17 protein-coding genes and 1 tRNA gene are annotated in these 19932 nt (G+C 62.8%); 16 read left to right on the forward strand and 2 right to left on the reverse strand.

From position 1 onward, the window contains the following. Positions 1-156 precede the first annotated feature (156 nt). The 6 genes from BUB04_RS07765 to lpdA all read left to right on the forward strand — a co-directional run bounded on the left by BUB04_RS07765 (position 157) and on the right by lpdA (position 7093). Complete coding sequence (locus BUB04_RS07765) at positions 157-2874, forward strand: 2-oxoglutarate dehydrogenase E1 component (protein ID WP_073038429.1); 2718 nt, start codon at positions 157-159, stop codon at positions 2872-2874. Between the two features lie 214 nt (positions 2875-3088). Further along, positions 3089-3655, forward strand: coding sequence for a hypothetical protein (locus BUB04_RS07770; protein WP_073038430.1), 567 nt, complete (start codon positions 3089-3091; stop codon positions 3653-3655). A 106-nt stretch (positions 3656-3761) separates the two neighbouring features. After that, a complete protein-coding gene (odhB, locus tag BUB04_RS07775) occupies positions 3762-5129 on the forward strand; it encodes a 2-oxoglutarate dehydrogenase complex dihydrolipoyllysine-residue succinyltransferase (RefSeq protein WP_073038431.1) in 1368 nt (455 codons plus the stop codon). A gap of 46 nt (positions 5130-5175) precedes the next feature. Continuing rightward, positions 5176-5418: a type II toxin-antitoxin system HicB family antitoxin gene (locus BUB04_RS07780; RefSeq protein WP_073038509.1), complete on the forward strand. Its 243-nt coding sequence runs from the start codon at positions 5176-5178 to the stop codon at positions 5416-5418. Beyond that, the gene (locus tag BUB04_RS07785) at positions 5419-5637 is read left to right on the forward strand and encodes a type II toxin-antitoxin system HicA family toxin (RefSeq protein WP_073038432.1); all 219 of its coding nucleotides are present in this window, start codon (positions 5419-5421) and stop codon (positions 5635-5637) included. 37 nt (positions 5638-5674) lie between these two features. Continuing rightward, complete coding sequence (gene lpdA / locus BUB04_RS07790; protein ID WP_073038433.1) at positions 5675-7093, forward strand: dihydrolipoyl dehydrogenase; 1419 nt, start codon at positions 5675-5677, stop codon at positions 7091-7093. A 418-nt stretch (positions 7094-7511) separates the two neighbouring features. Here the strand turns inward: lpdA and BUB04_RS07795 are convergent, their stop codons facing one another. Beyond that, positions 7512-8477, reverse strand: coding sequence for a YheT family hydrolase (locus BUB04_RS07795; protein WP_073038434.1), 966 nt, complete (start codon positions 8475-8477; stop codon positions 7512-7514). Positions 8478-8676: 199 nt separating this feature from the next. Between BUB04_RS07795 and lexA the strand changes: the two genes are divergently transcribed. The 9 genes from lexA (at position 8677) to cooS (ending at position 18528) form a co-directional block, all read left to right on the forward strand. Further along, complete coding sequence (lexA, locus tag BUB04_RS07800; protein WP_073038435.1) at positions 8677-9285, forward strand: transcriptional repressor LexA; 609 nt, start codon at positions 8677-8679, stop codon at positions 9283-9285. 20 nt (positions 9286-9305) lie between these two features. Then, positions 9306-9506, forward strand: a complete 201-nt coding sequence (locus BUB04_RS07805) for a hypothetical protein (protein ID WP_073038436.1) — start codon at positions 9306-9308, stop codon at positions 9504-9506. Positions 9507-9915: 409 nt separating this feature from the next. Further along, positions 9916-10266, forward strand: a complete 351-nt coding sequence (locus tag BUB04_RS19295) for a DUF5320 domain-containing protein (RefSeq protein ID WP_073038437.1) — start codon at positions 9916-9918, stop codon at positions 10264-10266. Positions 10267-10549: 283 nt separating this feature from the next. Further along, complete coding sequence (locus tag BUB04_RS07815; RefSeq protein WP_073038438.1) at positions 10550-11017, forward strand: nucleotidyltransferase family protein; 468 nt, start codon at positions 10550-10552, stop codon at positions 11015-11017. Between the two features lie 175 nt (positions 11018-11192). Then, positions 11193-12404, forward strand: coding sequence for an MFS transporter (locus BUB04_RS07820; RefSeq protein WP_073038439.1), 1212 nt, complete (start codon positions 11193-11195; stop codon positions 12402-12404). A gap of 294 nt (positions 12405-12698) precedes the next feature. Further along, on the forward strand, positions 12699-13274 hold the full coding sequence (locus BUB04_RS07825) for a hypothetical protein (RefSeq protein ID WP_073038440.1): 576 nt from the start codon (positions 12699-12701) through the stop codon (positions 13272-13274). Between the two features lie 323 nt (positions 13275-13597). Further along, a complete protein-coding gene (locus BUB04_RS07830; protein ID WP_073038441.1) occupies positions 13598-14950 on the forward strand; it encodes a sigma-54-dependent transcriptional regulator in 1353 nt (450 codons plus the stop codon). 270 nt (positions 14951-15220) lie between these two features. Beyond that, the gene (locus BUB04_RS07835) at positions 15221-16321 is read left to right on the forward strand and encodes a two-component system sensor histidine kinase NtrB (RefSeq protein WP_073038442.1); all 1101 of its coding nucleotides are present in this window, start codon (positions 15221-15223) and stop codon (positions 16319-16321) included. A 248-nt stretch (positions 16322-16569) separates the two neighbouring features. Further along, positions 16570-18528 carry an anaerobic carbon-monoxide dehydrogenase catalytic subunit gene (gene cooS / locus BUB04_RS07840; RefSeq protein ID WP_073038443.1) on the forward strand — a complete coding sequence of 653 codons (1959 nt, stop codon included), beginning with the start codon at positions 16570-16572 and terminating at the stop codon, positions 18526-18528. A gap of 214 nt (positions 18529-18742) precedes the next feature. Here cooS and BUB04_RS07845 read toward each other — a convergent pair. After that, positions 18743-18830: transfer RNA gene (locus BUB04_RS07845), tRNA-Leu, on the reverse strand. 109 nt (positions 18831-18939) lie between these two features. On the opposite strand from BUB04_RS07845, the gene BUB04_RS07850 reads away from it, so the two are divergent. Beyond that, entirely contained in the window at positions 18940-19890 is a 951-nt protein-coding gene (locus tag BUB04_RS07850; protein WP_073038444.1) for a bifunctional riboflavin kinase/FAD synthetase, read from the forward strand. The last annotated feature ends 42 nt before the right edge of the window (positions 19891-19932 follow it).

A 19932-nucleotide genomic window follows, 5' to 3' on the forward strand; every position in this document is an offset into this window, starting at 1 on the left:
CGAAGGGAAGGCCAAGGATCAAGGATTAAAGGATTAGAGGATTAAGGAACAAAGGATTAGGGGATTAAGGGGGGAGAGGTGCGAAGCCCCCGCAATCACCACGCCTAACGCCTGACGCCTGACGACTTACGACTCACGAACCAACGGATGGCGCCCATGAACGATTTTCCCGTGACGATCAACCCCGATTACCTGGAAGAACAGTACCGACGATGGAAAAAGGACCCCGGAAGCGTTCCGGACGACTGGCGGTGGTTCTTCCAGGGCTTTGAACTGGCGTCGGAGCCCGGGGTGCCGGTTGCCGGCGTTCCATCCCGGCAAGACGCGTTGTTCCAGGCGCGGGTGGAAGAACTGATCCGGCGCTACCGCGAATGGGGGCATTGGCTTTCCTGTCTGGATCCGCTGGAGCCTTGCCCGTGGGAGCATCCGCTTCTCAGCCTGGAATCGTGCGGACTCAGGGACGAAGACCTGGACCGGGTCGTGCCCACCCCTTCCATCTCCTTGTGGGACGAAGCGCCGCTTCGCGACGTGGTGGCTCTCCTCAAGGAGACGTACTGCCGGTCCGTGGGCGCCGAATTCATGCACCTGACCGATCCCCAAGAGCGCGACTGGCTCCGGGACCGCATGGAATCGGTCCGAAACCTTCCGGACCTTCCCCCGGACACGCGCCGGCGGATGTTGGAAAAGCTCTGGCGGGCCAACCGCTTCGAGCAGTTTCTGCACAAGACCTACCTGGGCCAGAAGCGCTTTTCTCTGGAAGGTGCCGAGACGTTGGTCCCCATGCTGGACGGTCTCGTCCGCAAGGCGGCGGCCCTGGGCTGCGAAACCCTGGTGCTGGGCATGGCCCACCGGGGGAGACTCAACGTGCAGGTGAACGTGCTGGGAAAGCCCCTCGAAGCCATTTTCGCCGAATTCGAGGAAAGCTGCGACACGGAAGCGGAAACGGGAAGCGGCGACGTGAAATACCACAAGGGCTTCCGGGGGATCGTGGACGTGGGGAACGGACGGCAGGTGGGGATCTTCTTGGTGCCGAACCCCAGTCATCTGGAGGCGGTCAACGGCGTGGTGGAAGGCCTGGCCCGGGCCCTTCAGGACCGAAGTGGAGAGGAGGGATCGGGGCGGGTTCTTCCGGTTCTCATCCACGGGGATTCCGCCTTCGCGGGCCAAGGCGTGGTCTACGAAACCCTCAATTTGTCCCAGCTTCCCGGATATGGCACGGGCGGCACCATCCACCTGGTCATCAACAACCAGATCGGCTTCACCACGGTGGCCGAAGAGGCCCGGTCCACCCGCTACGCCACGGACGTGGCCAAGATGCTCCCGGCTCCGGTCTTCCACGTGCACGGAGAAGACCCGGACGCGGCCCTCCATGTCATCCAGCTCGCCTGCGACTACCGCTACCGCACCGGAAAGGACGTGGTGATCGACCTCATCTGCTACCGGCGCTACGGCCACAACGAGGGCGATGAGCCCTACTACACCCAGCCCAGGATGGTGGAACGCATCCGGGAGCGCCCGCCCGTAAACGAGATCTACACCGCGCGTCTCCAGGAACAGGGCGTGGCGTCCAAGGAGGATGTGGAGCGGCTGGAAAAGGGGATCCAGGAGGAGCTGGAAAAGGCTTTGTCGGCGGCGAGAAGCGAAGGGTGCGTCTTTCCGGAAGCCTTTTTGCTCGGCGCGGAATCGGCTCCTCCCGAGGCGGCCGGGGAGCCGGCTCGGACAGCGGTTCCCGCCGAACGTCTCCGGTCCATCGTCCAGGCGGCCCACACGTACCCGGAAGGTTTTCACGTGAACCCCAAACTGCAGAAAATCCTGCAGCGCAGGCAAGAACGCCTGGAAAAGGGGGAGGGACTGGACTGGTCCACGGGCGAGCTGCTGGCCCTGGGATCCCTTTTGCTGGACGGTCATCCGGTGCGCTTGAGCGGCCAGGACTGCGGCCGGGGAACCTTCAGTCACCGCCACGCCATCCTCTACGACGTGAAGACGGAAGAGACCTACGTGCCCCTCAACCACCTGGCGCCGGAACAGGCCCGCCTGGCGGTTTACAACAGCAGCCTTTCCGAATACGCCGTGCTGGGATTCGAATACGGCTATTCCCTGCCGGACCCCAAGGCGCTGGTCCTTTGGGAGGCCCAGTTCGGCGATTTTGCCAACAACGCCCAGGTGATCATCGACCAGTACATCAGCTCGGCGGGAGCCAAGTGGGGCCTCCGGAGCGGATTGGTCCTGCTGCTTCCCCACGGCTACGAAGGCATGGGACCGGAACATTCCAGCGCCCGGCTGGAAAGGTTTCTGCAACTGTGCGCTGAAGACAACCTGCGGGTCTGTTATCCCACCACGCCGGCCCAGCTCTTCCACCTGCTGCGCCGCCAGGCGCTCACACCCGAAAAGAAGCCCCTGGTGGTCATGGCCCCCAAGAGCCTCCTGCGGCACCCCAAGGCCGTTTCTTCGTTGGAGGAATTCAGCGAAGGGGCCTTTCGGCCGGTCTTGGACGAGAACGGGCTGGTGGAAACGGCGGCCCGGGGGATCCTGTGCACGGGCAAGATCTACTACGACCTGGCGGCCAAGCGGGAAGCGGCGGGGAGGCAGGACCTGGTGATCGTTCGCCTGGAGGAGCTCTATCCCTTCCCCCGGGCCGAGTTGGACGACCTGCTGGCCCGGTATGCTTCCGTATCCCGCTGGCTCTGGGTTCAGGAAGAACCGGCCAACATGGGCGCCTGGGCCCACGTGCGGCTGCGCCTTCGGGATCTGCTGGGGGAAGATCCCCCCTACGTGGGCCGACCCGAATCGGCGAGCCCCGCCACCGGGTTCCACCACCGGCACAAGGCGGAACAGGAACGGATCGTGGCGGAAGCGATTTTGAGTGATGAGTGACGGCTACCGGCTACCGGCTACCGGATAACGGAGAACGGATGGGGGGTGCCGCCATCTTGCTGGGGTTTTCGTGCGGTGATAGGATGTGTAGAGTCAAAGCCCTTGGACCGCGCTCCGTGATAGGGGATATCGTGTCTTGTCCCGGGCGGCGCGTCACGGCTTGCGGCGTCTTTCCGGCGCGGTTTCCATTGGCCTAATCTCATGAGAGGGCACCATGGTCACGACGGACGTTCCCGGCAATCAGCCATTGGATGAAAAAATGCTCGCAGCCTTACGGGCGGTCCTCCAGCAGGACGTGGAAAGGCTTGTGAAGGAAAAGATTGCCGACTTTGTGCGCCAAAATGAGTTGCGCGCCAAGGAATTGTCCCTCATGGAGCGCATCGTCCGTGTGGAGGAAGAGCTGAAGGCCCTTCGGGAAATCGAATCCGGGCGGTTCGAGACCATGGAAAAGCGTTTCGAAGCGCTGCAGCGGGAAATGACCGCCCGTTTTGAGGCATCGGACAAACGATTCGAAGCCATGGACAAACGTTTTGAGTCGCTGCAGCGCGAGATGCATGCACGATTCGAGGCTGTGGACAAACGCTTTGAGGCCATGGAGAAGCGTTTTGAAGCCATGGACAAACGCTTTGAATCGCTGCAGCGCGAGATGCATGCACGCTTCGAAACTGTGGACAAACGCTTCGAGGCCATGGACAGGCGTTTTGCAAGCCTTCAGTGGACCATGGGCATCGGCTTTTCGTTCCTCACCGTGCTCATGGGACTTCTCAAGTTCTGGTCCTGACGCGACCGCCCTTCCCTTCTTGTCGGGCAACCGGGGTCAAAGAAGGCGGTTTCCACCACTGCCTGCAACTTACGGATTGGTCATCAAGTCTCACGGGGGGCAACCCATGAAACAGGACATCGTCATTCCCGATGTGGGCGAATCGGTGCAGGAAGCGGTTCTGGCGGAGTGGTTCGTCAAACCCGGGGAACGGGTGACCAAGGGGACGGTTCTTTTCGTTCTGGAGACGGACAAAGTGACCCTGGAGGTGGCCGCGGAGTCGGACGGGGTGGTGGAGATCCTGGTGGAAGCGGGCGAAACCGTCACCGTGGGCACCGTGGTGGGCCGGATCGACACGGAAGCGGCTTCCGAGGCGGTCCCCGAAAAAGGCGCCGAGGCCTCCGTGGTCCCAGCTTCCGTGGGAGAAGAACCGGAAGAAGGGGAAACCCTGGCGGCGGAGGTCGCCCGGGTGGTCGCTCCCAAAGGGCCTGAAGAGGCCGAGGCAGTGCCTTCTCCGGAGGTCCCCGCCGAGGCGCCGCCGAGCGCCGGGGCGGCTGAAATGCCCCAGGTGTTTCCTTCCGTGGCCCGGCTGGCCGCCGAAAAGGGGATCGATCTCAGCCGGGTGGCAGGTACGGGCCCCTACGGTCGGGTCACCCGGGGCGATCTCCTTCTCTTTCTGGAATCCCAAACGGAGGAACCCACCCCGAAGGAGGTTCCGGTTCCCCAAGCCCCCTCGCCCGCGCCTACCGCCCCCCCCCATGCCCCGCCCAAGCCGGAGTCCCCCCGTGACGAAAGCCCCGAAACGATTCGAAAGCCCATGAGCCGCATCCGAAAGAGGATCGCCGAAAGGCTGGTCCACGCCAAGCAGACCACGGCCATGCTCACCACCTTCAACGAGGTGGACATGGGCCGGGTCATGGACTTTCGGCGTCGGTTCAAGGAGTCTTTTAGGGAAAAGTACGGGGTGTCCCTGGGCATCATGAGCTTTTTCGTCAAGGCGTGCGTGGCCGCCCTGCAGGAAATCCCGGAAGTGAACGCCTTCATCGACGGCGACGACATCGTCTACAACCGGCACGTGCACATGGGGGTGGCCATCGGGGCGGAACGCGGCCTGGTGGTTCCGGTCATCCGCTACGCGGACCGGCTGGGTTTCGCCGAGATCGAACAGGCCATCGTGGACTTCGTCAAGAAGGTCCGCGAAAACCGCCTGCAGCTCAGCGACCTGGAAGGCGGGACCTTCACCATCAGCAACGGGGGTGTCTACGGTTCGCTTCTGAGCACGCCCATTCTCAATCCGCCGCAAAGCGGCATCCTGGGTCTGCACAAGATCGAAGACCGCCCGGTGGTGGTGGATGGGCAGGTGGTGGTCCGGCCCATGATGTACGTGGCCTTGAGCTACGACCATCGCATCATCGACGGCCGGGAGGCGGTGACCTTCCTCAAGCGGATCAAGGAATTCATTGAAGACCCGGAGCGACTCCTGGTGGGGGTGTGAGAGGCGTTCGGCCTTGCGGCAGGAAGAGAGGAAAACCAGAATGCGCATGCTGACAGACTATATTGCAAAGGCCATGAGAAGGGCTCGCTATGAGCTTCTCGAAGACGGATCCTTTTATGGCGAGATCCCCGGGTTTCAGGGGGTCTTTGCCAACGAAAAGACCCTTGATGCGTGCCGGGAGCAATTGCAGGAGGTTCTGGAGGAGTGGATTGTTCTTGCTCTGGCGATGGATCATACATTGCCGGAGTTGGATGGGACGAAACCTGGAGTGATCCGGGAGACAGCTTAAATGCCTCCGCTTGGTCCCATCAAACGCCGTGAACTCATCAAGGCGCTCAGGGAATTGGGGTTTTCCGGGCCTTACTCAGGGGGACGCCACCAGTTCATGGTTCGTGGCGATCTCAAGCTTTTTGTCCCCAATCCCCACGGCGGGGAAATCAGCGGGGCTCTCCTAAAGCGCATTCTGAAGCAGGCGGGGATCTCCCGGGACGAATGGGAGCGGGTCTAGTGAATGAATCGGGACAACCCTGGTTGTGGAGAAAACCATGACGGAAGAAAACCGCTACGATCTGGTGGTCATCGGTTCGGGGGCCGGGGGTTACGTGGCGTGCGTGCGCGCCGCACAGCTGGGCATGCGGGTGGCGTGCGTGGAAAAGAACGCCCGCCTGGGCGGCGTGTGCCTCAACGTGGGCTGCATTCCCAGCAAGGCTCTGCTCGATTCCAGTGAACACTACGCCACGGCGCGGCATCGCCTGAGCGAACACGGCGTTCGGGTGAGCGGGGTGGAGCTGGATCTGGCGGCCATGATGGCCCGAAAGGACCAGGTGGTGGCGGAGCTCACCGAAAACGTCCGAAAGCTCCTGGAACGCCACAAGGTGACGATCCTTGCCGGAACGGGCCGCCTGCTGGGGCCGGGAAAGGTGCGGGTGGAACCGGATGACGGACCGGCTGTGGAACTCCAGGCCAAAGCGGTCATTCTGGCCACGGGAAGCGAGCCCGTCCAGGTGCCGTCCCTGCCCTTCGACGGCCGCCTCATCGTCTCGTCCACCGAGGCCCTGGTCTTCGACCGCGTGCCGGAGCGCCTGGGCATCGTGGGTGGTGGGTACATCGGGTTGGAGCTGGGAACGGTGTGGAACCGGCTGGGGTCTCAAGTGACCGTGATCGAAATGCTTCCCCGCATTGCGAGCCTCCTGGATTCCCAGGTGTCCCGAACCCTGGAGCGGTTGCTCCGGCGCCAAGGCTTCGAGTTCCTGCTGGAAAGCCGGGTGGAAGAGGCCGCCGCGGAAGACGATGCGGTCCGGGTGCGCCTCCGGACCAAGAAGGGCGAAGAGGAACGGGTCTTCGACCGGCTGTTGGTGGCCGTGGGGCGCCGGCCTCTTACGCGCGGCCTGGGGCTGGAAGACCTCGGTGTTGCCACGGATCCCCAAACGGGGCAGATCATGGTGAACACCCGCTACGAAACGTCGGTGCCCGGCATCTACGCCATCGGGGATCTGACGGCGGGCCCCATGCTGGCCCACAAGGCTTCGGCGGAAGCCGTCGCGTGCGTGGAAGGCATCGCCGGGCTGGAAAGCGAAGTGAATTACGACGCCGTGCCGTCCATCATCTACACCTGGCCGGAAGTGGCGTCCGTGGGGAAAACGGAAGAGGAGCTGAAGCAGCTCCAGGTGCCCTACTGCATCGGAACCTATCCCTTCGCCGGGGCCGGTCGGGCCCGGTGCATGGGGGAGACGGACGGGTTCGTGAAGGTTCTTTCCCATGCCCGCTCGGGCCGCGTGCTGGGGATTCACATCATCGGGCCGAGGGCGTCGGACATGATCGCCGAAGGCGTGCTGGCCGTGGAATGCGGCGCCGCGGCCCAGGACATCGGCCGGGTCATGCACGGCCATCCCACCTTTTCCGAGGCGCTGCAGGAAGCCGCCCGAGTGGCCACCGCCTGCGCCATCTATGGACGGAATTCGTAATCCGTGATCCGTGATCCGCGGTCCGTGAACCGTGGCCGGTTCCGCCCCCTTCTTTTAATCTGACAGCGGAACACACATGACGCTGCGTATGGCGCAATCTCCCCTTCGGGAAGATTGCCTCGGCACAACCTCCTGCGTGTGGTTGGGGTACTCAGTCGTACGACCAGGAGGAATGTCGCGCTTGGCGGGCGGGGATAAACCCCGCCCCTACCCAAGATGTCCATGCGCTTTTGTAGGGGCGGGCTTTATGCCCGCCCGTCGGGACTGCCGCATGCATCCAAGGTACAACACCACCTGAACCGGCAAGTCAAACCCTTCCCGCGGCCTCAAGTATGGGCAATTGACAGCCTTTCTCAAAAGGGGCGAAGGGGCTTGCGCTTGATGCGTGAGTCGCGACTCACCCATCACCCATCACTCGTCACCCATCACTCAAAAACGCCACCGCGCGCCGTTCGGACCAGAAGGTGCCGTCGTGGTTTCGTTCCACAAAGCCCACGTGGCTTCCCTTGTCCGGAGCTTCCAGGTGCAGGAACGGATTGCGGTAGGCGGCTTCGAAGGGAAAGCATTCCGGGGCCAGAAAGGGATCGTCCTTGGCGTTGACGATCAGCGTGGGCACCGAGATCCGCTCCAGGAGCGGCTTGGAGCTGGCACGGCGGTAGTAGTCCCACGCGTCCCGGAAGCCGTGGAGCGGTGCCGTGTAGCGGTTGTCGAAGTCTTCGAAGGAACGGATGGAGTCATACCCCTCGGAGCGGATCAGATCGGGGTAGAGCCGCTCCTTCGCCTCGATCTTTTGGCGGAGCATCTTGAGGAAGCGCTTGAGGTAGGGTCGGTTTTCCGGCCTGGAGATGGCTCGGGCCGATGCCGTGAGATCGCACGGCGCCGAAAAGGCCGCCACGGCCCGTATCCGGCTTCGGGCCTCAGGCCCCAGCTCTCCCGCATACTTCAGCACCAGGTTCCCCCCGAGGCTGAATCCCACCAGGCACACCGAGTCGTAGCGTTTGGTGGACCGCACATGTCGGACCACCGTGTCCAGGTCTTCCGTGGCTCCGCTGTGGTAAAGCTGGGGCTTTCGGTTGGGCTCTCCGCTGCAGCCCCGATAGTTCATGGCGCACACGTCCCAGCCGGCCGAAGTCAAGGCCCGGGCCATGCCGATCACATAAGGCCTGCGGGAATGGCCTTCCAAACCGTGGCAGATCACCGCCGCCCTCCGTGAACCCACTCGCGTCCAGTCCAGGTCCAGGAAATCGCCGTCGGGCGTAGGGATCCGCTCTCTTTCGTAGGCCACGGGCGGCACGAACCGGAGCTGGTTGGCCAGAATCATCTGCACATGGGGGTTGGTCATGAACCGGGGCGGTCGATAGCTCGAAGGATGTATGACGGGCATCTTTCGCGTCCTCTCCTTTCATTCAGCCTCCAGCAGCCCCCTTTTGGGGGCGGGCTCCCTGCGCTTCGGCGGGTCAGTCGTACGGAATCTTATAGGCCCATCTTCTTTCTTCGTCAAAAACCCTTGACTTTCACCTTATTTTCACTTTATGGTTTCCTCGGTATTCACCCCAGTACCGGAGGTTTCCAGGGAGGTCACCATGCATCTGACACCGGCCCAGAAGCGGGTCTACGAATTCCTGCAAACCTACATGGCCCTGCACGGCCATGCCCCGTCCTACGAAGAAATCCGAAAGCACCTGGGGTTTCGGTCCCTCAATGCCGTCTACAAGCACGTCAGGCAGCTGGAAGAGCGCGGCTACGTGCGGAGCTTGGGCAAAAACAGAAAGCGGGCCCTGGAGCTGGTGGATGTGAGCCCCGGTTCGGCGTCCATCCCTTTCCTGGGCGTGGTGGCTGCCGGCACGCCCATCGAAGCGGTGGAGGTGCCCGAGACGGTGGAGGTTCCCGAAAGTTTTTTGGCCGGCGGCGAACATTTTGCCCTGCGGGTCCGCGGCGATTCCATGATCGAAGAAGGCATTCGGGAGGGGGACATCCTGATTGTGAAAAAGCAGCCCCGGGCGGAAAGCGGACAGACGGTGGTGGCCCTGGTGGACGGAGAGGCCACGGTGAAAAAATTCTACCTGCGGGGAGCGGACGTGGAACTTCGACCGGCCAACAGCGCCATGGAGCCCATGGTGGTTCCTGCAGGCCGGGTGGAAATCGTGGGCGTGGTGGTGGGGCTTTTGCGCCATTACCGAAGCCGCTTCTGAGGGCGTGAGGAGGGAGAGTCATGAGGGAAAAGATTTTCTATGCGTTCAACCTGGACGATTTTCGGGCCGACGGCGGACGAAGCGACACGAAGGTGAGCGTGCGGCTTGTGGCCGCCCGAAGCCGCGAGAAGGCCAAGGCGTTTCTGGCTCAACACTACGGCGGTCAGGCTTGGGCCGTGGTGTCCCACCGGGATCTCAACAAGGGCTTGGTTCGGGCGTGAACCGTGATCCGAGGAGCTTGTCCGACGATGGCAAATTTGCCTCGTTCAACGCCCATTCGTCATCCCCGCGAAGCTTGTCCCCGGCTTGAACGGGGAGCGGGGATCCAGCATTTACAGCACGTTATGGACTCCCGCTTGCGCGGGAGTGACGGTTTGCGGAGTTCTCGGACAGCCTCAGAGACTCGTGGGGCGTGGGGTACGCTGCCGAAATGGGGGAATCTTGGACCGGCGTCCATCCTTTGAGGGGGGGCGCCTTGCACCCTGTCGCAGCGCGGTTCCGGCATCCTTTTCAATGCACCGCGGCCCGTTGGGACTGCGAGACAACCCGGCTCTGGGGTTCGGCACCTTTTTTGCCTTGGGATGTGGTCAAAAGATCGCATCATCACAAGGGAAAAAAGGAGGAGAGACCATGCCGGGACGAGATGGTACGGGACCTTGGGGCGCAGGCCCTCGGACGGGACGAGGTTTGGGATGGTGCGCCACGCCGCGCGGCGGAGCGGCTCCCGCGGCGCCGGTGGGCTACGGAGGCCCGGGCCGGCGAGGCCGCGGGCGCGGAGTCCGGTGTTGGTGGGGACCCCCGAGAGCTTTCGGGTGGGGTGGCTTCGGGCCCGGTTGGGGCCGCATGGGATGGCGGCCTCTCAGCCCGGAAGAAGAAGTGGGGTACCTCAAGGGTTACGCCGCCAACCTGGAGCGGGCATTGGAAGAGATCCGAAGGGAGATTTCCGCCATCGAACAAGGCAAAGAAGGAGAAGAGCCGTAGGAGCCTGTCCGACGATCGTTCTCCGAAACAAGAGCCCGGGCTATGGCGGCTCTTTTCGTAGCCGCGGGGCTTCAGCCCCGCGGAAAGGGCCATCGCAACTTCATGAAGTTACAGGAAATGCGCGATGGCCCATCCAATGTTCGGGGGTTCTTCCGCAGCCCTAAAGGGCTGCGCTACGAGAAAAGAGATCATCCGCGACGTTTTCGGGCCCTTCGTTCCCGCCTTGACATGGTCCCGCCGTTCCTCTATGCCACAAGGAAAATCCAATCAAGGAATCGGCCCCATGACGGAACAATCTCCGAACCAGGACCGCCGCAACACCACGATAAGGGATCGGTTGGAACGGATCGCCCAAAGGTTCGCCGTTGCAGACATCTACGCCTTCGGCAGCCGGGCCGAGGCGGCGGTGCGGCAGCTGGACGCGCAGGAACCGGACCCGTCCTTTGGAACGTCCACGTCCGACCTGGATATCGGCGTGCGGCCCTTTCCCGGCGTCCGCCTGAGCGCACAGGGTCGGGTGGAGCTGACGATCGAGCTGGAAGATCTTTTCGGGGTGCCCCGGGTGGACCTGGTGGTGCTTCCGGAAGCGGAGCCCTACCTGGCTTTGGACGTGGTGAGAGGGGAACTTCTCTACACGGCCGATCCCGACGAAGAGGCCCGCTATCAGCTCTATGTGCTGAGGCGGGCGGCGGATCTGGCTCCCTTCAAGAAAGAGCGGATCCGCATGATCCTGGAGGAAGGCGCGCGATGACACCCGCCTGAACTGGATCAAGGCCCACCCGGAAAAGATCGACACCGGCCTCTGAATCCTTGCCCCGTCCCATCCGCTTGTTGGGTTTTGCTGGACAGGCGGGGGGCTTCGTCTTCACAATGCCCGCACGTGTGCGGGCATGTGTGTGCGGCAACCTGTGAAGACGGAGCCGGGAATGGCGAGACACCCGCTGGATCGGAACATCGCGCTCTTTGTGGCCTACCGCCTGTTTTTCAACCTGCGCTTCTACTATCCGGTGTTCGCCCTCTTCTATCTGGACGCCGGGGTGACTCTGGAACAGTTTGCGTGGCTCCAGGGGTTGTGGTCGCTGAGCATCATCGTCTTCGAAGTGCCTTCGGGCATGCTGGCCGACACCATCGGCCGGAGGAAGACGCTGCGGCTGGCGGCCTTCCTGGCCGTGGTGGAGATGATCGTCTTCGCCGTCTCTCAGGACCTCGTAGGCTTTGCCATCAACCGCGTGCTAAGCGGGTTCAACGAAAGCCTGGCCTCCGGAGCCGATTCGGCCCTCCTGTATGATTCCCTGAAGGCCCGGGGCCGCGAAGCCGAATACAAGAAATGGCTGGGCGCGGCCCAGTTCTACGGGCTCACCCTGGGGTCCGTCTCCACCATCCTGGGAGCCTACCTCTACACCTTCCATATCCGCTACCCCATCTGGATCACGGCCGGGTGCATGGCGGGAGCTGCGGTGGTCTCGCTTTTTTTCAGGGAGCCGACGACGACGGAACACAAGCTGTCGTGGCGCGCCCAATGGGCCCTGCTTCGGGCGAGCGTCCGGGTGCTGGCTGAAAGCCGGATCCTCTGGTACCTGGTGGCGCTCATGGTGGTGGTGGACTGCAGCGCCCGCATCGTGTTGGTGCACACCTCCCTCTACTACCACGCCCTGCTCATCCCCACGGCGTGGTTCGGTGTGGTGGGTGTGGGCGTGCGGCTCGTCACCTCCGTGGTGTCCAAGAACGCCTACCGGATCGATGCGGCGCTGGGATTCCATCGGGCCACAGCGGTGATGCTCCTTCTCATGGCCGTCGGGTTCGGCGGCATGACCGCCATGGTTCCCTACTACGGGGTGGTGTTCGTTCCCGTGCTCGTATCCGGCATGTATTTCCTTGCGCTCACGGTGGAAGGAGAGATCAACAAGCGCATTCCCAGCGATCGGAGGGCCACGGTTCTGAGTCTCAAGAACATGGCCTTGAACCTGGCGTTCGCCGCGGGCATGCCGATGTTTGCCGAAGCCGCCGCACGCGGCCTCGCCGTGGGATTTCGGTCGCTATTCCTCTTCTTCGTGGCCGCCTGCGTTGTTCTTCTGGCCGCGTCCCGGGGGCTGCGGGTCGGAGAAGAAACCGGTGTGAGCTCGGGGGATCCTACTTAGCGGGCGGGGATAACCCCCGCCTCTGCCGGGAAACGGGCACGGATAGACCCCGGCCCTAGCCGGGATGTCCATGGATCTTGGTAGGGGCGGGCTTTAGGCCCGCCCTCTAAGGACCGCGCACAGAAAAGAATCGCGCGGTTTATAGCAAAGTCTCTGCAATGTTACTGCGAGGCTTTCATTCTTCGTTGTCACGGGTTTCCCGTGATGGGGATTAGCGTGAAAGAAAATCGCGGCTTGGCACGAGGCAAAAGGGGTCTCGCGTAAAGACGCAAAGGCGTAAAGAAAGCATCGTGCATGGAAGACGCCGTCCGGTTTCTGGGGGAAAACGGTCCGCGGAGCCTGGTGAGCCTGGGGTGCGGCCGCAGGATCAACCGCATCGACAATCACTTGCGGATCTGGTGCGCCCTGGAGCTGGACTACTACGTGGGGATTGACAAGGCCGATTGGATAGCGGCCGACTGGGATGGGTTCTTCGTGGATCCGGCTCAGGCGCGGGCCGCCTTAAAGGAGCGGGCTCTCAGCCCGGACACATTCCTCCAAAGGATGCGGCTCTTTCCCGGGACGCGGGTGGAATCCCTGTGGGGGGTGCCATGCCGTGCGGTGGTCTGCCAGAGGGTGCTGCCGTTCCACCATTGGGAAGAGCTGGTCGCGTCCATGGCGCCGGAGTGGATCTTGCAAGAGGATTTGCACGGCTGCGAAAGGCAGGACTTCCGTCCGTGGGGGTACCGGAGGGCGAAGGAAGAAGCGGTTCGCTGGGGTTTAAAGCCTTTCCGCCCGTGGAAGATTCTTCCCGGCGAAAGGAACTACATCCTGTGGAAGTCGTCAGCCGTCCCCGGCGGGCGGGGCCGGCGGGGAGTCTCCGGTCCCTGACGGTTTCTTTCCCGATCCCCCGCACTCCGGGCACAGGCCATTGGCGTAATCCACGCAGCAGGCCCCCGGCGAAATGACCGGTTCATGGGCGCAGACAAGACCCGTGCCGGCGCACCGCGAACACACCTGCTCTCCATCCGGCGTCACCATCCCCCACTCCTTACCCCATATCCCTCTATCCCGTACCCCTTTACCCCTTACCGCGCCCTACCGACTTGCCTTTTGATCGCCAACATGCCACCTTTCCAAACGGCAGGCAAGAAGGACAGGGCCCTGACCCTTAATCCTTCAATCCTTAATCCTTTAATCCTGAATCTGTCACCATGCGCACGCCTCGAATCCTGTTCGTAGAAGACGATGCCTCCCTCCGACTGACCCAGAGCCTCTACCTGGAGCAGGAAGGCTTCCGGGTGGTGCCGGCGGCCAACCGCCGGGAAGCGCGCCGGGCTTTGACGGACGGACCCTTCGATGCGGTGGTCACCGATCTTCGCCTGGGGGACGGAGACGGCCTGGATGTTCTTTCGGACGTGCGGGAATTGAGGCCGGAAGCGGAAACCGTCGTGATCACGGGCTACGGATCGGTGGAAAGCGCCGTGGAAGCCATGAAGCGCGGCGCCTACGACTACCTCACCAAACCCGTGGACCCGGAGGACCTGGTCCGGGTGCTGCAAAAGGCCTTGGAGCGCCGCCGCCTGAGAAGCCAAGTGGATCATCTCGCCCGGCGCTTTGCCGAGGAAGCGGGACTCAACCGGATCGTGGCCGAGAGTCCGGCGATGCGGGCGGTCATGGAGAGCCTGGCGGATGTGGCGGCGAGCGATGCGCCGGTCCTGATCCAGGGGGAAAGCGGAACGGGCAAGGAACTCATGGCCAAATGGATCCACGAACGAAGCCGGCGTGCGGCGGGGCCCTTCGTGGCCGTCAATTGCGGGGCCGTGCCGGAAAACCTGCTGGAAACGGAACTCTTCGGCCATGTGCGCGGCGCCTTCACCGGGGCTTACCAGAGCAAGAAAGGCCTGTGGGAAGCCGCCGACGGCGGCACCCTCTTCCTGGACGAAGTGGGGGAAATTCCACCGGCCTTCCAGGTGAAGCTCCTTCGGACCCTCCAGGAAGGCACCATCCGCCGCGTGGGATCGGTGAAGGAAATCCAGGTGGACGTTCGCATCATCAGCGCCGGCAACCAGGACGTGTCGGCCCTGGTCCGGGAAGGCCGGTTTCGCCAGGACCTCTATTACCGCATCAACGTGGTGCCCATCCACCTGCCGCCGCTTCGGGACCGGCCCGAGGACATCCGGCCCCTCACGGATTCCATTTTGGAACGGCTGAGCCGGCGCATGGGACGCAGGGTGCCGAAGCTGACGGCGGCCGCCCGGCGACGTCTTCAGGAATACCCGTGGCCCGGCAATGTGCGCGAGCTGGAAAACACCCTGGAGCGGGTGCTGATCTTCCACAAGAAGGATCGGATCGACGCGGAGGACCTGAACCTGGAGACCCCGGGGGCGCCTTCGCGAGGCGGCGAGGACGACTGGAACGTGCCGCTGGAGGAAGTGGAGAGGCGCCACATCCTCCGGGTGCTGGCCCGATGCGGCCACAACAAGGCACGGGCCGCCCGAGTGTTGGGGATCGGCACCAACACCCTGTGGCGGAAGCTGAAGAAGTGGGAAAGTGTTGAGTCTTGAATTTCCGGGAGCCTGTCCGATAACGCCGGGGATGACCGCTTTCCTCGTAGCGCAGCCCTTTAGGGCTGCGTCTGAATTCCGCACGTCCGATGGGCCGTCGTGTATTGCCTGTCACTTCATTGGGGTATGAGCGCTTTCCGCGGGGCTGAAGCCCCGCGGCTACGAAGGAAGCCGGGGTCCCTGTCGGTTGAGTAGGGGCGGGGTTTATCCCCGCCCGCTCATCGCGCGGCTTTTGGCACAGACTCCCAGCCTCCAGGCGGGGGGTGGTTGATGATGGATTCGGAGAGTTTGCTCAATATCCTCAACAGCATGGAGGACAAGATCTACGTGGTGGGCCGGGACTACCGGATCCGGTTTCTGAACGCCTCCCTTCGAAGCGAGATGGGAGACGGGGAGGGGGCCCTATGTTACGAGTTCTTCGGCCATGATCCGGCCCAATGCGAGGAATGCCAGCACGGCATGAGTTCCTTTGAGCCGGAACGGCGGCGGGAGTGGACGTCGCCGCGGGACGGCAGGGTCTATGAGGTCTCCGTTTCGCCGCTGCACGGCCCCGACGGGAGCATCTCCAGGCTTCACATCATGCGCGATATCACGGAGCGCAAAGCCCTGGAACGGGAACTCCAGGAACAATCCCGGTCTCTGGCGGACAAGGTGCGAAAGCAGGCCCAGGCCCTCTTTCGGCGGGAGCGCTTGTCGCTCCTCGGGGAAATCGCGGCGGGTCTGGCCCACGAACTTCGAACGCCGCTGGGAGCCCTCCTCACGGGGATCAAGCTGCTGGAAAAGGAGCCTCAGGATCCGGATCAGAAAACCCTGCTTTTGGATCTCTTGAAGAAAGAGACCACCCGCCTGGAACGAAAGCTTTCGGAATTCCTGGAATACGCCAGGGGGCGGCTTCCGGAACGACGGCCCACGGCCGTTCGGGCCCTGCTGGAAGAAACGCGGGCTCTCCTGGAAGCCGACGGGGATCGGGTGGGAAGGGTCCGGATCCGGGTGCAGGTGCCCGATGAGGTGGGCGAGTTTCCCCTGGATGCGGACCATCTGAAGCAGGTGCTCCTGAACCTGGGCCAGAACGCGCTCCAGTCCCTGAAGGGGTCGGGGACCCTGCATCTGGAAGCCCGTCGCATACCGCACGGGCTGGAGATTCGAGTGCGCGACGACGGGCCCGGCATTCCGTCCCAGCACATTCCCGACCTTTTCAAGCCCTTCTTTTCCGCACGACCCGGGGGAACGGGCCTGGGGCTCGCCATCTGCAAGGACATCGTGGAAGCCCACGGAGGCCGGATCTCCGTCACCAGCCTGCCCCACGTCCAAACCACCTTCCGGATCCTCCTTCCGGACGAACCCTTCCAAAATGGAATCTCCTCGCCCTGAAACCGTTCCATGATGGACGAGGTAAAAGGGGAAAGGCAAAAGGTGAAAGGTAAAAGGTGAAAGGTTAAAGGTTAAAGGAATAGGCCGCGCGCGTCCTCACCCCTCACCCCTTTCTCCTTACTCCTTACTCCTTACCCCTTACTCCTCACCCCATACCCCTCTACCCCATACCCCATATCCCTCCATTCGGCCCGGTTCTTGCCTCTCATTCAGCCTGCCAACTTGCGATCCCACAACGGAGGTGTCTTATGGCCGAAGAAAAAAAGAAGAAAGAGTACAATTTCAGGGAATTTTCCACGTGTGAGGCCACGATCCAGATGCTGCAGAAGGCGGCGGCGGACGGGGTGGAGACGGCCTTTCAGCGCGCAGCCGAGATGAAGGCGTGCCCCATCGGGGCGGATTCGGCCTGCTGTAAGCACTGCGCCATGGGTCCGTGCCGCCTGAACCCCAAGGATCCCTATTCCAAGGTGGGGGTGTGCGGAGCGACCATCGACACCATCGCGGCCCGAAACTTTTCGCGCATGGTGGCGGCGGGCTGCGCGGCCCACACGGACCACGGCATGACCATGCTGGACGTGTTCCGTGAGGTGGTCAACGGCCGGATCGCCGACTACAAGATCAAGGACGAGGAAAAGCTCCGGAGCGTGGCGGCCAGCATCGGCATCGAGGTGGAGGGCCGCGAGACCATGGAGATCGCCAAGGACCTCTACGAGGAGCTGGAGCGGACCTACACCCAGGTGGAGGGCGAGATTCCCTTTGCCAAGCGGGTGCCGGAAAAGACCCTGGAGACGTGGCGAAAGCACGGGATCGTACCCCGCGGGGCCATGCGCGAGATCATGGAGATCATGCACCGGTCCCACATGGGCGTGGACCAGGACTACGAGAACATCGTGAAGCAGTGCTCCCGGACGGCGCTGGCCGACGGCTGGGGCGGGTCCATGGTGGCCACGGAGATTTCCGACATCCTGTTCGGGACTCCCAAGCCGCACGTGGCCGGCGTGAACATGGGCTTTTTGAGGGAAGACCATGTGAACATCATCGTGCACGGCCATGAGCCCAATCTTTTCGAATCCATGATCGACTCGGTGAACGATCCGGATCTCATCGCCAAGGCCAAGGAGGCCGGAGCCGCGGGGATCAATCTGTTGGGCATGTGCTGCTCGGGCGCGGAAGTTCTTTCCCGCCACGGGGTGCCCCATGCGGGTAACTTCATGAGCACGGAGGTGGTGATCGCCACGGGCGCGGCGGACGCCATGGCGGTGGACGTGCAGTGCATCAAGCAGGCCCTGGTGCAGATGAGCGAGTGCTACGGGACGAAGTTTTTCACCACCAACCCGCGGGCCAAGATCGAAGGGGCGCAGCACGTGGAGTTCCACGAGCATGAGCCGAGAAAGTGCACCAACAAGGTGGTGGAGATGGCCATCGAGCGGTTCCGGAACCGTCCGGGTCGGGTGGTGATTCCGCAGCGCCGCGACATGGGCGTGCACGGGTTCAGCCACGAGTACATCAACTACATGCTGGGCGGCACGTTCCGCGGGAGCTACACGCCGCTCAACGACAACATCATCAACGGCCGGATCCGCGGCGTGGCGGGCGTGGTGGGCTGCACCAACCCGCGGGTGAAGCAGGACTGGTACCACGTGGAGCTGGTCAAAGAGCTCATCAAGAACAACGTGCTGGTGGTGCAGACGGGCTGCTCGCAGATTGCGCTGGCCAAGGCGGGGCTCATGAAGCCGGATGCGGCGGTGCTGGCCGGCGACGGCCTGGCGGAGGTGTGCGAGACGGTGGGCATGCCGCCGGTGTTGGGCTGCGGCTCGTGCGTGGACAACAGCCGGATCTTGATTGCCTGTGCGGAGATGGTCCGCGTGGGCGGCCTGGGAGACAAGATCTCGGATCTCCCGGTGGCGGGTGCGGCGCCGGAGTACATGAGCGAGAAGGCGCTTTGTATCGGCCAGTACTTTGTGGCCTCGGGCGTCTACACGGTCTTCGGCGTGACCTTCCCGAGCCTGGAAGGGACCAAGTTCCACAAGCTGATGTTCGAAGGCCTGGAGGAGATGGGCTTCGGCAAGTGGGGCTTTGCCACGGATCCCTACGAGATGGCCCGGATGATGATCGACCATATCGACAAGAAGCGGGAAGCGCTGGGCATCATGGGTCCGCGCGAACGCAAGCTCTTCGACATGGCCGACCGCCGCGCCCTGGACTGAGAAATCCCTTCCCGGGGGGCGCACCTTCCGTGCGCCCCCAAACCCTCCCCACCCAACAAAATTCTTCGCCCTTTTGCGTGATGCGGCCAGTTTCGTGCGGAACGCGCCGGGCGAACAGGGACGTGCGGTCGATCCGCGACCAAACGCAACCTATAAGCATCCCGCCAAAACAGAAGCGCCGCAACCCTTTCGGATTGCGGCGCCTTTTCGTTCGTGGTGCCGAAGCGGGGACTCGAACCCCGACAGGCCTATTGCCCACTAGATCCTGAATCTAGCGCGTCTACCAATTCCGCCACTTCGGCATTATAGTGTGTATGAAAACCGTTGCCTTCAAGGCGGGGCTAAATTATGGTAAAAGCCTTTGAGTGTCAAGCCCATTTTCGTGCGGAATCGGAGGTTCCAAAGCAGGAGATGAAAGTCTACAGGGATATCGCATCCATTCAGAAACCGTTCAGGAATCCGGTGATCACCATCGGTAATTTCGACGGCGTCCATCGCGGCCACCGGGCACTTTTCCAGCACGTGATCGATTGGGCCAAGAAGCTGGGGGGGGAGTCGGTGGTCATGACCTTTGATCCGCACCCCCTCCAGGTGTTGCGCCCCGGAAACGGCCCGGATTTCATCACGCCCCATGCGCGCAAGCTGGAACTCATCGAACAGGAAGGGATCGATGCGGCCATCGTGGTGCCCTTCAGCGAAGACTTCGCCCGGATTTCGGCCCATGATTTCGTCAAGGATCTTTTGGTGGACCGCATCGGGATCAAGGGCATCGTGGTGGGCTACGACTACCGGTTCGGCAGGGGCCGGGAAGGCAACATCAAGATGCTCCGGGATCTGGGGGCCCGCTACGGCTTCCAGGTGGAGATGGTTTCCGGTATCGAGCTGGACGGCACCGTGGTGAGCTCCACGGCCATCCGCCATCTGATCCGCGACGGACGACTCCATGAGGCGGAATCCCTGCTGGGACGGCCCTACGAGATCACTGGGCGGGTGGTCAAGGGTAAGGAACGGGGCCGCCTTCTGGGCTTTCCCACGGCCAACATCCAGGTGGAATCGCAGGTTCCGCCCAAACCGGGGGTTTACGCGGTGGAGGTGGAGCTGGACGGCGAAATCCACTGGGGCGCGGCCAATTTCGGATACAATCCCACCTTCGGAGATCCGGAGCCGTCTTTGGAAGTGCACCTGCTCGACTTTGAAGGCGATCTCTACGGCAAGGAACTGATGGTCCGCTTTGTGGAGCGGCTCCGGGACGAGCAGCGTTTCGACGGCCCGGAGGCCCTGGTGGCTCAGATCCGAAAGGACGTGGAGGAGGTGCGCCGGGTTCTGGCATCCCGGAGGCCCATGGCCGTCGCCGCCTGCTAGGCGAAAGCCGCGAGGTGAGTGCCTCACGCAAAGACGCCAAGG

Origin of the sequence: Desulfacinum infernum DSM 9756 (assembly GCF_900129305.1) — a bacterium.
Classification (GTDB): domain Bacteria; phylum Desulfobacterota; class Syntrophobacteria; order Syntrophobacterales; family DSM-9756; genus Desulfacinum; species Desulfacinum infernum.